General features: G+C 56.3%; 13 protein-coding genes. 4 read left to right on the top strand and 9 right to left on the bottom strand.

Annotation, left to right across the window (positions count from 1 at the left end; translation table 11 throughout):
- Positions 1 to 40: 40 nt before the first annotated feature.
- The 9 genes from recC to rppH all read right to left on the bottom strand — a co-directional run bounded on the left by recC (position 41) and on the right by rppH (position 10036).
- On the bottom strand, positions 41 to 3409 hold the full coding sequence (recC, locus tag KW828_RS05235; protein ID WP_218335424.1) for an exodeoxyribonuclease V subunit gamma: 3369 nt from the start codon (positions 3407 to 3409) through the stop codon (positions 41 to 43).
- A 12-nt stretch (positions 3410 to 3421) separates the two neighbouring features.
- Entirely contained in the window at positions 3422 to 3745 is a 324-nt protein-coding gene (locus KW828_RS05230) for a prepilin-type N-terminal cleavage/methylation domain-containing protein (RefSeq protein WP_218335423.1), read from the bottom strand.
- Positions 3730 to 4134, bottom strand: a complete 405-nt coding sequence (locus KW828_RS05225) for a DUF2509 family protein (RefSeq protein ID WP_218335422.1) — start codon at positions 4132 to 4134, stop codon at positions 3730 to 3732. Before KW828_RS05225 ends, KW828_RS05230 begins: the two co-directional genes overlap by 16 nt.
- On the bottom strand, positions 4131 to 4694 hold the full coding sequence (locus KW828_RS05220; RefSeq protein ID WP_218335421.1) for a prepilin peptidase-dependent protein: 564 nt from the start codon (positions 4692 to 4694) through the stop codon (positions 4131 to 4133). Before KW828_RS05220 ends, KW828_RS05225 begins: the two co-directional genes overlap by 4 nt.
- Positions 4685 to 5155, bottom strand: coding sequence for a prepilin peptidase-dependent protein (locus KW828_RS05215; protein WP_218335420.1), 471 nt, complete (start codon positions 5153 to 5155; stop codon positions 4685 to 4687). The genes KW828_RS05220 and KW828_RS05215 overlap by 10 nt, the downstream gene beginning before the upstream one ends.
- Positions 5156 to 5338: 183 nt before the next feature.
- Complete coding sequence (thyA, locus tag KW828_RS05210; protein WP_218335419.1) at positions 5339 to 6133, bottom strand: thymidylate synthase; 795 nt, start codon at positions 6131 to 6133, stop codon at positions 5339 to 5341.
- Positions 6134 to 6139: 6 nt separating this feature from the next.
- Entirely contained in the window at positions 6140 to 7015 is an 876-nt protein-coding gene (lgt, locus tag KW828_RS05205; protein WP_218335418.1) for a prolipoprotein diacylglyceryl transferase, read from the bottom strand.
- 231 nt (positions 7016 to 7246) lie between these two features.
- Complete coding sequence (gene ptsP / locus KW828_RS05200) at positions 7247 to 9493, bottom strand: phosphoenolpyruvate--protein phosphotransferase (RefSeq protein WP_218335417.1); 2247 nt, start codon at positions 9491 to 9493, stop codon at positions 7247 to 7249.
- A gap of 12 nt (positions 9494 to 9505) precedes the next feature.
- A complete protein-coding gene (gene rppH / locus KW828_RS05195) occupies positions 9506 to 10036 on the bottom strand; it encodes an RNA pyrophosphohydrolase (RefSeq protein WP_088221417.1) in 531 nt (176 codons plus the stop codon).
- Between the two features lie 681 nt (positions 10037 to 10717).
- On the opposite strand from rppH, the gene mutH reads away from it, so the two are divergent.
- From mutH to KW828_RS05175, 4 genes are all read left to right on the top strand, one after another.
- Positions 10718 to 11413 carry a DNA mismatch repair endonuclease MutH gene (gene mutH / locus KW828_RS05190; RefSeq protein WP_218335416.1) on the top strand — a complete coding sequence of 232 codons (696 nt, stop codon included), beginning with the start codon at positions 10718 to 10720 and terminating at the stop codon, positions 11411 to 11413.
- A gap of 63 nt (positions 11414 to 11476) precedes the next feature.
- Positions 11477 to 12190, top strand: a complete 714-nt coding sequence (locus KW828_RS05185) for a TerC family protein (protein WP_218335415.1) — start codon at positions 11477 to 11479, stop codon at positions 12188 to 12190.
- Positions 12191 to 12320: 130 nt separating this feature from the next.
- Positions 12321 to 12539: a YgdI/YgdR family lipoprotein gene (locus KW828_RS05180; RefSeq protein WP_218335414.1), complete on the top strand. Its 219-nt coding sequence runs from the start codon at positions 12321 to 12323 to the stop codon at positions 12537 to 12539.
- 124 nt (positions 12540 to 12663) lie between these two features.
- Positions 12664 to 13704: an NADP(H)-dependent aldo-keto reductase gene (locus KW828_RS05175; protein ID WP_218335413.1), complete on the top strand. Its 1041-nt coding sequence runs from the start codon at positions 12664 to 12666 to the stop codon at positions 13702 to 13704.
- Positions 13705 to 13789: the final 85 nt, after the last annotated feature.

Genomic DNA, 13789 nt, shown 5'->3' with positions numbered 1-13789 from the left:
TAACAAACGCTGTACTGGCCTCGCCAGCGACTCATTTTTATCAGGACTGACTGAAACGATAGAGCGGCAGTAAATAGCGCTCCGCCTGGGCGGTGATGGCGTCAAAGTGTTCCGGTTCGAGGGTGCGCCACAGACGCTGATACCACACATCGTCCCCTTCGCCACGTACCACCATATTGCCTTCGTAAGCCTGAAGAAACTTCGCGCGCGCTTTAGCCAGCGTCGCGTCGTCCTTTAACATGGCATCATTTTGCGCGTCATAACAGGCTTTTATCCACGCCCCGCCGCTTTCTGGTAGTAAAAGTAAGGGCTGCGACATCCCGTCACGATACCCGGCGATCATCTGCTCCAGATAGTGGCGCGCCTGCTCCGCCTCAAGCGGTGGGAAGCGCCATTCGCCCTCTTTGCGCACGAAAAGACGGCTTTCGCCTGTTCCCCCGCTCGCACAGTAGACAAGGTGTTCCAGCCAAAGTTGCAACCCCTGGGATACGCTGAGTAGCGAGGGCCGCCAGCGCAGCAGGCCATCTGCCTGTACCTGTTGTAACCAGCCGGTTAACTGCACGCCGCCACACAGCAGATCGATCTCCAGGCTCTCACTGGGCATGCGGCATTCGTTAATGCGATCCGCCAGCGCCTGCATCTCCTGTTGCTGCGTTTCCCAGACGATTTCGCCAAACGCCCCGAACGGCAGTTCTCCCGCTGCGCGGTAGCGACGAAACAGCTTTTCGGCGTCTTCCTGCTCGACCAGCGTATTGAGCAGCGTCTGGTTAAGCTGATAGCGGTTAAGGCCATCGAGAATAAAAGGCTCGGCGTCAGGAATATCGCTCGCTTCCGGGCGGAAGTTGACCTGTAAACGCATCTGGAAAAAGGCGCGCACCGGATGGGTCCAGAAGCGTTGCAGTTGTTCAAATGCCAGCGTCTCCAGCGGCTGCGCGGGCAGCGGCTGGATAAAGGTTTCATGGGCCACGCCCTGCTGGCTGGCAGCGGGCAGCCACTCTTGTGCAAAACTCTGCACTTCATCGCTGACAAAGTTGTCCGCATCAAAAGGCATGCGAGTATGCAGGTGAGTCAGATGCTGGATCACGCGTGCGGCGCTCTCGTCGCAGGTGAGTGAGGCATCCCCCGGCAGATAGTGACTCTGGGCGATGTAGTCCACCAGTTCTTGCACCAACACGGACGGGAAACGCTCGCTGTTATCCTGAATAGAACGTCCGATATAGCTGATATAGAGTTTTTGCTGGGCAGAAATCAGCGCTTCAAGGAACAGATAGCGGTCATCGTCACGGCGGCTACGGTCGCCCCGCATCGGCTTCTGACTCATCAGGTCAAATCCCAGCGGCGGCAGGGTGCGCGGATAGACGCCGTCATTCATACCCAACAGACAGACCACCTTGAAAGGAATGGATCGCATCGGCATCAGGGTACAGATATTCACAGGTCCCGCCAGGAAACGCTGGCTGATACGCTCCTGGTTCAAACGCTGCGTCAGTTCATCGCGCAGCAGAGTCAGCGGCACCGACTCGTTGTACTCCGCCCCTACGCCGTGGGCGATAATGGCCTGCCACTGCTGTTCAATCAGCGCCAGCGCCGCTTCGGTGTCGGCATCCGGCAGGAAAAAGTCATTAAGCATGTCCCGGCAGACCGGCAGCCATTCGGCGAGCGGGCGCGCCTGTGACAGTCCTTTGCGCCACAGGTTAAGCTTCATCAGCAGCGAAGCCAGATGCCCCACCAGTTCAGCGATAAGCCCGCTGGATTCATCGTAGGGCAGCACCGAGCGCCACTCCCCATGGCGGCTCTCCATCGCATAGCCCAGCAGCATACGCATCAGGCCGAACTGCCAGGTGTGCTGCCCGGTAGGCGGTAATTCCAGTTCGCGCACGTTATCGTCATCCATCCCCCAACGTACGCCCGATTCATTGACCCACTGACGCAGATAACGCAGACCTTCTTCATCAATCTCAAAACGCGCGGCGAGCACCGGCACGTCAAGCAGCGCCAGCACGTCTTCTGACTGGAAACGGCTGTCTGGCAGCGACAGCAGGCTGAGAAAGGCCTGCAATGCCGGATGCGCCTGCCCGGCGCGGCGGTCAGAAATGGCATAAGGGATAAAACGCGCCCCGCTGGCGCTGCCGAAGACCGCCTGGATAAACGGGCTGTAGCTATCAATATCTGACACCATCACGATGATGTCGCGCGGCGAGAGTTCCGGATCGTCCTGCAACATCGCCAGCAGCCGGTCGTGCAACACCTCCACTTCACGCTGCGGGCTGTGACAGACGTGCACCGTGACACTACGGTCGGCGGGGTCGAGTAGGCGTTTCGCATCGCTGCGCGCATACTCCTCGGCGGTCACGCCTGCCACGACGCTGTTTTTTAGTTCCAGAATGTCCGACTGCAGGTTATTGAGCAGCGTGCCGGGGGTGATGTCCACAAAGGCGTCCAGTTCGTCATAGCGATCCAGCCCCGCCAGCAGATAGATATAGTCTCGCCCTAGTTTGCCCCAGGAAGCCAGCAGCGGGTTGCCGACGTCCTGCTCGCCGTCATCGTTAAACAGGCTTTGCACCTCCAGACCTTCCTGGAACAGTGGTGTTTCCAGCGCGTCGCGGTGATGTTTGCGACGGCGGGTAATGAGCTTCGCGAGAAACGCCGGATCTTTAATATCGCCCCAGTAGTAACGGCATGGGTTGGTGAACAGGAGATGCACATCAACATGTTTCCCCAGCGCCTGTAACGCCTGTAAATAGACCGGCGGCAGCGCCGAAATGCCGCAGATAAAGACGCGGGACGGCAGCCCCGGCGGGGGCGCATCGGCCTTTTCCAGCGTCTCGATAAAACGCTGATAGAGGTTGGCACGGTGCCAGTGTGGGTGTCCGAGGGCCGCAGTATGTTCCACCAGCCCCCGCCACAACGGCGCCTGCCAGAGCTGCGCCTCGCCAAGGCCCTCCACCCACTCACCGGCTTCCCAGCGGGTCAGCCACTCCGGGCGATAGACCAAATACTGATCGTAGAGATCGGCAATGCGTGAGGCGAGCTGGAAGAGTTTGCGCTTGTCGTCATCGTCTTGAAGGTAGTTGCCGAGCATGGCGAAGGCATCCTGCTCCAGCATACCGGGCAGCAGCGCCATTAACTTCCAGCTCATGCTCTGTTTATTGAACGCGCTCTCTTTGGGAATGTCGGGCAGAACACGCACGAACATGTCCCAGATAAAACTCGCGGGCAGGGGGAAATCGATATTGGCGGCAATGCCAAATTTTTGCGACAGCGTCATCTGGAGCCATTGCGCCATGCCGGTACTTTGCACCAGCACCATTTCCGCTTCAAAGGGATCGTCGAGGCGTTCACGCTCAACAATAAACTCCATCAATGCTTCCAGCACATCCAGGCGATTGGAGTGATAAACCCTTAACATACATGCTCCTGACTACTGACTGATTGGGCAATATAGCCGCGACATCTGACCCTGCCGACCCACGGGAGAGGTGATTATAACGCTGATGCTGACACATCCCGCCGTGCTTGTCTGCATTCGCTTTACCTGCCACCCCGCAGGCGGGTCAACAGGATACCACTGTATATGCTGCCAGGCATTACGCCAGATATTACGGTACAGGCTGTCATGCATAAAACCCGTCATCAGGGCACGATGCGTTCCCGCAAGCGCCGTGATCACCATCACCAGCAGCACCATTGCCAGCAGGACTTCGGGCAGGCTGAATCCCGCCTGCCGTTTCAGGGAAGCTGGCATAGCGCCACCTCACTTAACGGGCAAAAATCACTCCAGCCGTGTCGGGAGAAGACCACGCCCTCGTTTTCTATCGCGCCCAGACGCCACAATGTCTCACTGCCGCTGGCGGCTATCAGCAGCGTCTGGTTATCCAGGATCCGCAGACAAACGCGCCAGCCGTGGTCAGACTCCTGTCGGCACTGCACCGCGGGCTGATGTTGCCAGGCTTGTACCCTTCCCCACTCCATTGCCGATTGCACCTCCGCCATGGCCCGCAGCCCCCGGCTTTCACTGGCGACCCGCAGATGATGCGTATGCTGGCGCTGGTTTAATCCGCCCAGCATCAGGCTTCCCAGCAGCATGATCAGCAGTACCAGCGCCAGCGATGACATCCCCCGTTGGCGGTTCACAGGTTGTAACCCGTTACGCTGTGGCGGGCGGCAACGCGCTCATCGGAATGGCCGGTCACGCTGGCCTCAAGGGTGATCGTCACGTCGCTGTGGAAGCCATTATGCCGCTGCCGCGTCACGCTAAACTGTTCCACCACGATCGTCTCTGGCTCCGTCATTTTATCCCAGCCTTTATCCTGACAGGATGTCGCCCCGCGCCGGGTTTCCAGGGCGCCATCCTGAAGCCGAAAGCCAATTTGATCGGCCTCTTTGGCAGGTGTGGTGTCCCACACGCCGTTACTGTTGGCGTCCCACTGGACGATGATGCAGGATGCCTGTGGACTGATCATCAGGGGTTTACCGCTGCATACGCCCCGGCAGTAACCGGCCCGCTGCACATGCTTTGCCACGGTATACAGCCGCTGCCAGACTTCATCTTCCAGCGCCTGTTGGCGGGTCTGCCGGAGCATAGCCATCTGAAGCCCTGGCAGGAAGCGTGCTGCGCAAAGTAACAGCACACTGCCGATGGCCATTGCGATCAGCACTTCCAGCAGGGTAAAGCCGCGGGTAGTCAGGTGCATGGTGTGGCCGCTCCGGATTGACACATTCTTATTCGCCCTCCCCCTGAAACTATGATCTGCCATTCGCCTGCCGGATTGCGCAGCACGATATGCCCCGCCCAGGCGGTATTACGCACCCCGAAAAAGCGCAGCGACGGCGTGAGGTCTACCAGCGTTATGCCTGGCGACAACGGCAGCAGTGCAAACGGATTTTCAGCGCTGCAGCCTGCCTGTTCGTTCACTGAACTTAACAGACACCAGTTGTCGTCCGTTGTGCTGGCGCTGATCGCATGGTCGCGGTTCTGCCAGTTAGCGTCATCACGCAGCAGCTCCAGATAAGTGCGTACCTGCCAGGCGGTTTGCCATAGCCGCTGGTGCAGGCGGAAACTCTGCCAGCCGTACAGACCTGCGCCGCTCAGAATGATGACCAGCACCACCGCGACCAGGATCTCGATCAAGGTAAAGCCTTGTTGTTTTTTCATGGCGGCAGTGTGCCGAAGACAAGTCAAAAGATCGAACGGGAAAACGAGGTTTTACGAGGCGTTTCCAGAGGTTTACATGCTTTTGCAGGCGTTTGCATTTATTCCGGAAGCCGCGCCGAAAAGTGGAATTTTGGATAAAAAAAACCGGCGCGCTAAGGCACCGGTTATGTCACGCTTTGCGCATCAGATGGCAACAGGTGCTTTGATGGCAGGATGCGGATCGTACCCTTCGATTTCGAAATCTTCGAAGCGGTAGTCAAACAGCGAGGCTGGCTTACGCTTGATAATCAGCTTAGGCAGCGCGCGTGGCTCACGACTCAGTTGCAGGTGTGTCTGCTCCATGTGGTTGCTGTACAGGTGCGTGTCGCCGCCTGTCCACACGAAGTCGCCCACTTCGAGATCGCACTGCTGCGCCACCATGTGCACCAGCAATGCGTAACTGGCGATGTTGAACGGTAGGCCGAGGAACACATCGCAGGAACGCTGATAAAGCTGGCAGGAGAGCTTGCCGTCAGCTACGTAGAACTGGAAAAACGCATGACACGGCGCAAGCGCCATTTTGTCCAGCTCACCCACGTTCCAGGCAGAAACGATAATACGGCGCGAGTCCGGGTCGTTTTTTAACTGCTCAAGCACACCGGAAATCTGGTCGATATGGCGGCCATCTGGTGTTGGCCAGGCGCGCCACTGTTTGCCGTATACCGGCCCGAGATCGCCCTGCTCGTCCGCCCACTCATCCCAGATAGACACGTTGTTTTCATGCAGATAGGCAACGTTAGTGTCGCCCTGCAGGAACCACAACAGTTCGTGGATGATCGAGCGCAGGTGACAGCGTTTGGTGGTCACCAGCGGGAAGCCGTCGCGCAGGTTAAAGCGCATCTGATGGCCAAAAATAGACAGCGTGCCGGTGCCGGTACGATCGTTTTTCTGGGTGCCCTCATCGAGCACCTTTTGCATCAGTTCTAAATACTGTTTCATGGTTCCTCAGGAAACGTGTAGCTGCGGGCGACGGCGGTACGCCCAGACCATCATCAGCACACCGGCGATAATCATCGGGATCGAGAGGATTTGCCCCATGCTGATGTACTGCACCCATTCGCCGGTAAACTGCGCATCCGGCTGGCGGAAGAACTCCACGATGATACGGAACGCGCCGTAACCAATCAGGAACAACCCGGAGACGGCTCCCATCGGGCGCGGCTTACGAATAAACAAGTTAAGAATGATGAACAGCACAATGCCTTCCAGCACCAGTTCATAGAGCTGGGACGGATGACGCGGCAGTACGCCGTAGGTATCGAAAATAGACTGCCATTCCGGGTGCGCTGGCAGCAGCGCCATATCTTCGCTGCGGGAGGCCGGGAACAGCATGGCAAACGGGAAGCCCGGATCGACACGGCCCCAGAGTTCGCCATTAATAAAGTTACCCAGACGGCCAGCGCCCAGTCCGAACGGGATCAGCGGCGCGATGAAGTCGGCAACCTGGAAGAAGTGACGTTTGGTGCGACGGGCAAAGATAACCATCACCAGGATCACACCGATCAGACCGCCGTGGAACGACATGCCGCCGTCCCAGACACGGAACAGATACAGCGGATCGTTTATGAATACCGGGAAGTTATAGAACAGCACGTAGCCAATACGCCCGCCAAGGAACACGCCCAGGAATCCGGCGTACAGCAGGTTTTCGACTTCGTTTTTCGTCCAGCCGCTGCCGGGACGATTAGCGCGGCGAGTTGCCAGCCACATCGCAAAGATAAAGCCGACAAGATACATCATGCCGTACCAGTGCAGGGCAACCGGCCCTATGGAAAAAATCACCGGATCGATGTCCGGGAAACGCAGATAACCACTATTCATCTGTCACCACAACTTGTTGTTATTCCGCCGAAAGTGGACAGCGGCAAAGATGTACACCCGCGTCTACAGGCGCGCCAAAGTTGCGAATCATAGCATAAGGCTGACATGCTGATTGCGCTGAAGTTGTAAAAGATCTGTATATACCCGTCATCCTTCAAGTTGCATGTGCGTTGGCTGCCTTCCTGCAACTCGAATTATCTAGGGTATAACTTTCTATGCCCAGGAGTGCCCTTAGCGTCCGCCGCGAATTAACCCGCCCATACTGCGCCGTTCCATGAATGCCGCGACCTGATGACGAACCTCAGCAGCCAGTTGCGCATCAAGCGCGCGTCTGGCAAGCGTCTGCGCATCTTCATGATCGATATGTCGCAATAAGTATTTAATACGCGCCACCGAGCGGCCATTCATCGACAAATGGCGGTAGCCAAGGCCAATGAGAATAGCGACACACATCGGATCGCCGGCCATTTCACCGCACAGACGCAGATCGACGTCATGCCGTTCGGCTTCCTCAGCGATCATCGCCAGCGCGCGCAGCACGCCCGGATGCAAACTGTCGTACATGTTCGCCACGCGGGTATTGTTACGATCAACCGCCAGAATGTACTGCGTCAGATCGTTGGTGCCGACGGAGATAAAATCGACGCGCTTAACCAGATGGGCAATCATAAACACCATCGATGGCACTTCCAGCATCACGCCAATGCGCGGCTTTGGAATGGCGTAGCCGATCATCTCTTCCACTTCGCGACCGGCGCGTTCAATCAGCCGCCGCGCTTCGTCAATTTCATCGATGCTGGTGACCATCGGCAGCAGTATGTTCAGGTTACCGGTGGCGGCATTGGCACGCAGCATGGCGCGTACCTGGATCAAAAAGATCTCCGGCTGATCGAGCGTAATGCGGATCCCGCGCCAGCCAAGGCAGGGGTTCTCTTCGCTGATTGGCATGTAGGGCAGCTGTTTATCGGCCCCGACGTCCAGTGTTCGCAGCGTAACGGGCTTGTCGATAAACATCTGCATCATGCCCTGATACTGCGCCACCTGCTCCTCTTCCGAGGGGAAACCGCTTTGCAGCATAAAGGGGATTTCGGTGCGGTAAAGACCGATACCATCAATGCGGCTACCGAGCTTTTCTTCATGCGCCGGACTTAAACCGGCGTTGAGCATCACTTTTACCCGCTCGCCGCTTTTGAGGTGGGCGGGCAGATTAACGTCGTCTTCAGCCAGACGGCTTAATTCATTTTCTTCGCTGATAAGACGCTGGTATTCCTGCATCAGGATCGGCTCAGGATCCACCAGCAGTTCGCCGCGATAGCCGTCAACGACCAGCGTGCGCTGGTGCAGGATCGACGGCTGAATGTCGGCCCCCATCACCGTCGGAATACCAAGGGCGCGAACCATAATCGCCGCATGAGAGTTCGCCGCGCCATCGCGTACCACCACCCCGGCCAGCCGATCGTGCGGCAGTTCAGCAAGCGTGGTGGCGGAGAGTTCATCGGCGACCAGCACAAAGCGCGCAGGCCAGGCGTTAGGGCCTTGTAGCGTGTCGTCGAGGTGGAAAAGCAGACGCTGGCCGAGCATGCGCAAATCTCCGGCACGCTCTTTCAGATAGCCGTCGCTGAGAGACGCAAACTGTTCAGCAAAGCGCTCAATGACCTTTTTCACCGCCCATTCAGCAACGTAGCCCTGATCCACTTCTTCAAACAGCTCGCGGCGCAGACGCGCGTCAGAAATCAGATGCGAGTAGAGATCGAATATGGCGGCCGTCTCTTTCTGCGCTCCGGCAGAGAAGCGCTTGCTGTAGCGACGGAATTCGTTGGACGCCTCTTCCAGCGCGCCGGTCAGCCGTTCGCGCTCCAGCGACGTGTCGAGCGTGGAGGCTTCGTACACCTGCTCCATCAGCGGCAGCGTGGCATCCATCCAGCCTTCGGCGATGGCCACGCCCGGCGACGCAGGCAGCGCGCGAATGCGGGTCTGACGGTACTGACCAAAGAGTGCCGCCAGCTGTGACTGGGAAAGAATAGCGGCCATCTGCGTGGCCAGCGTCACGAGGAAGGATTCTTCGCTCTCGTCAAACTGACGTAATTCACGCTGTTGCACCACCAGCACGCCAAGCAGCTGGCGGCGCTGAATGATAGGCACGCCGAGAAAGGCGCGGAAGCGCTCTTCTTTTACCGCAGGTATGAATTTGAAGCTGGGGTGTTTTTGCGCATCGGCGAGGTTGATGGGTTCGGCAAGTCTGCCGACCAGCCCCACAATCCCCTGATCGAAGGCGAGGGTGACAGTACGACCGCGCGGCTTTTTCAAACCGCGCGTCGCCATCAGGTAATAGCAGCGTCTGTCGTGATCGGCGAGATAAACCGAGCAGACCTCGGTATCCATCGCCTGACAAATTTCAGTAACCAGCACATCCAGCGCCTCGTTGAGGCGCGGAGCACTTGCCACTTTCTCGACGATTTCTCGCAACCGGGTGAGCATGTTGTGTATGGCTTAACCTCTTTTACGTCGCCAGGCGGGGGGACTTTGCGGCTTGGGCGTCGCTTCAGAAAGCGCCATCACTACGCTTGCAAACTCTTTCATCACCCGGCGATAGACATCGCGTTTAAAGGAGACGACCTGACGTACGGGATACCAGTAACTCACCCAACGCCAGCCATCAAACTCGGGGGTACTGCTGGTTTGCATATTAATATCAGCATCGCTGCTGACTAATTGCAGTAGAAACCATCTCTGTTTCTGGCCGATACACACCGGCTTTGTGTCCCAACGCACCAAACGTTTCGGTAACTTGTAACGCAACCAGTTGCGAGTAGAAGCAAGGATACGCACATCTTTACGACTTAACCCAACCTCTTCGAACAGCTCCCGGTACATAGCCTGCTCCGGGGATTCTCCGGGGTTAATTCCCCCCTGAGGAAACTGCCATGAGTGCTGACCAAAGCGCCTGGCCCACATCACCTGGCCCTGTCGGTTACAAATTACGATCCCAACATTAGGGCGGTAGCCATCGTCATCAATCACCGGACTACCTCAAAAAAAATCTGAATTTAAACGATTGTTTCACACTCGTGGTAAACGGTAAACCACTCTGTTAAGGGTGCATAACCTAATAACAATTGAATAACTCACAGTTATCTGCCGAGTTATAAACAGATTGGGGTCAACGAAGGCCATTTTATTCACTTTTTCTGTGGATATAGTTGTGCAGAAGTATGGAATTAAGCGGGGAAAACCCGGAGTTGTCCTAAATCCGCCCCAAAACCACAAAAAAATAAAACGCTATTCGTCAGTATGTTAAAGCAGTTATACGCGCAAGAAAAGGCGGTTATGTGACGATCATCACGGGCATGATCCCGTCATTGATGAAAGATCGCACAGCGCCGTATTTATCCACAGATTGTGCCACTAACTTAAACACATTTTGTGCGAAAATTAGATTTTGCTCCCACGTCAAGGCTGTAAATGGAAACAGTAGTGAAGGTTTTTCCCAGTTATCCCACTTTTCTGTGGATAACATGGTGTAAGATCCTGTTCATTGCCAGTGACCAGAATTGGAAAACCGTTATAGCGGTTGCGCAACACGACCTTTTCTCTTAAAAAAGAGTATTCAAATCATGGTATTGAGTGTTGCCCACAGAAATAAACGCCACTGATAAGTTCAGTGCATAATTGTTGTTCGTTTTTTAACCAAAGGTTTGAACCATGTTTCCTCCACGTCCGCTTAGCTCGCCACCCGATTCCGAAGCACAACTTTTTGCACAGGCTCAGCACCTGGCGGGCTTCACTTTAGGGGAGCTGGGGCAGATGGCCGGCCTACCGGTGCCGCCAGATCTGAAGCGCGATAAGGGCTGGACCGGGCTTTTGCTTGAGCGCTGGCTGGGGGCGAGCGCGGGCAGCAAGCCCGAACAGGATTTTGCCGCGCTGGGGGTGGAGTTGAAAACCATCCCTGTGGATAACGCCGGGCGGCCGCTGGAAACCACCTTTGTGTGCGTGGCCCCGCTGACCGGTAACAGCGGCGTGGTATGGGAAACCAGCCATGTGCGCCATAAGTTAAAGCGCGTGCTGTGGATCCCGGTGGAAGGTTCGCGGGAGATCCCGCTTGCCGTGCGCCGCGTGGGATCGCCGCTGCTATGGAGTCCCAGTGAAGACGAAGAACACCAGTTGCGCATGGACTGGGAAGAGTTGATGGATTTGATTGTGCTGGGTCGTGTCGAAAGTATTACCGCCCGTCATGGCGAGGTGCTGCAACTGCGTCCGAAAGCGGCCAACAGCAAAGCGCTTACCGAAGCCATCGGCACCGAGGGCCAGCGCATCCTGACGCTGCCCAGGGGCTTTTATCTGAAAAAGAATTTTACCCGTGCGCTGCTGGCGCGCCATTTCCTGTTACAGGGTTATTAATTTTTTGCCGTTGCCGGGCTTGCGCTTATAATCAGCGCTTCTTTATTTGGCAGGACTTTTACGATGTTATTTGCATGGATCACCGATCCCAATGCCTGGCTGGCGCTCGGAACACTGACGCTGCTGGAGATAGTACTTGGGATCGACAATATTATTTTCCTCTCTCTGGTCGTGGCGAAACTGCCTCCCGCACAACGTAACCGCGCTCGTCGCCTCGGCCTGGCAGGGGCGATGATCATGCGCCTGGCGCTGCTCGCCTCCATTGCCTGGGTGATACGCCTGACCACACCGCTGTTTGAGGTGATGGGTCATGCGGTGTCGGCGCGCGATCTGATTTTGCTGCTGGGCGGGTTGTTCCTGATCTGGAAAGCGAGCAAAGAGATCCACGAGTCCATTGAGGGCGAAGAGGAAGGGCTGCAAACCAACGTCCATTCGTTTATGGGCGCGATTGTGCAGATCATGCTGCTGGACATTATTTTCAGCCTCGACTCAGTGATCACCGCAGTGGGGCTGTCTGACCATCTGTTCATTATGATGGCGGCGGTGGTCATTGCCGTTGGCGTGATGATGTTCGCCGCACGCCCGATTGGGGAGTTTGTTGATCGTCACCCGTCGGTGAAAATGCTGGCGCTGTCCTTCCTGATCCTGGTCGGGTTTACGCTGATGCTGGAAAGTTTCGGCATCCACATACCGAAAGGGTACATCTATTTTGCGATGTTCTTCTCCATCGCCGTAGAGACGCTTAATCTGTTGCGCAACAAGAAACGCCCGCTCTGATCTGCCACTCCCCCGTTTGCGGGGAGTGTACATTTTGTCTTCCGCTTTCAGAATTTGCTGCTTTTTCATCACATTATTCTGCGTTATTACTAGACTACATTCAGTTAACCGTCACGCGAGGAATAAAACGATGAAAAAATGGGCAGTAGTGATCTCTGCAGTAGGCCTGGCTTTTGCGGTTTCAGGATGCAGCAGCGATTACGTTATGGCGACCAAAGATGGCAAAATGATCCTGACAGATGGTAAACCACAAATTGATGATGACACCGGACTGGTTAGCTATCGCGATCAGCAAGGCAACGACATGCAGATCAACCGCGACGACGTTTCACAGATTATCGAACGTTAATCCCTGAAGGGTCAGTACCCTGCTGACCTTTTGATTTTTCACTTCCCCTTTTGTCTCCCCTCTGCCATGTTTATATTCCTTTGTCAGGAAGCGACTGACGTTGTTAACAAAAGGAAGCCGGCAAATGCACTATCACCGTATCCCTCACAGCTCCCTTGAGATAAGCACGCTGGGGCTGGGCACTATGACGTTTGGTGAACAAAATAGCGAAGCCGACGCCCATGCACAGCTCGATTATGCCGTAAGCCAGGGAATAAATTTTATTGATGTTGCGGAGATGTACCCTGTCCCGCCGCGCCCGGAAACCCAGGGGTTAACCGAAACTTACGTCGGTAACTGGCTGGCGAAACGCGGTAACCGCGAAAAACTGGTTATCGCCTCAAAAGTCAGCGGTCCGAGCCGCAATAGCGACAGCGGTATCCGCCCGGATCAGGCGCTGGATCGTAAAAATATTCGCCAGGCGCTGGATGCCAGCTTAAAACGTCTGCAGACCGATTATCTCGATCTCTATCAGGTTCACTGGCCGCAGCGTCCGACCAACTGCTTCGGCAAGCTCGGCTACGAGTGGGCCGACACGGCGCCGGGGGTGACCATCCTTGAAACGCTGGAAGCGCTGACCGAATACCAGCGTGCCGGGAAGATCCGTTACATCGGGGTTTCCAACGAAACGGCCTTTGGCGTGATGCGCTATCTGCATCTGGCGGATAAGCACGATCTGCCGCGTATTGTTACCATCCAGAACCCGTACAGCCTGCTGAACCGCAGCTATGAGGTGGCGCTGGCGGAAGTGAGTCAGTTTGAAGGCGTGGAACTGCTGGCCTACTCTTGCCTGGCCTTTGGTACGCTGACCGGGAAATACCTCAACGGCGCGAAACCAGCAGGTGCGCGTAATACGCTGTTCAGCCGTTTTACCCGCTACAGCGGCGAGCAGTCGCAAAAAGCGGTCGCCGCCTATGTGGACATCGCGAAGCGGCATAATCTGGATCCGGCGCAGATGGCGCTGGCCTTTGTGCGTCGCCAGCCGTTTGTCGCCAGCACTCTGCTGGGGGCGACCACACTGGAGCAGCTGAAGACCAATGTGGAAAGTTTCCAGCTTGATCTCAGTGAAGCGGTGTTAGCGGAGATTGAAGCGGTGCATCGGGTATATACCTACCCGGCGCCATAACGTAAAAAGCCGGGTGGCGCTTGCGCTGACCCGGCCTGTGTATTGCAGCAGTGTAGGCCCGGCAAGCTTGCGCCGCCGGGCAGAC

This window comes from Enterobacter sp. ENT03 (genome assembly GCF_019218745.1).
Classification (GTDB): Bacteria; Pseudomonadota; Gammaproteobacteria; order Enterobacterales; family Enterobacteriaceae; genus Enterobacter_D.
This window is presented reverse-complemented; position numbering and strand designations above follow the sequence as displayed.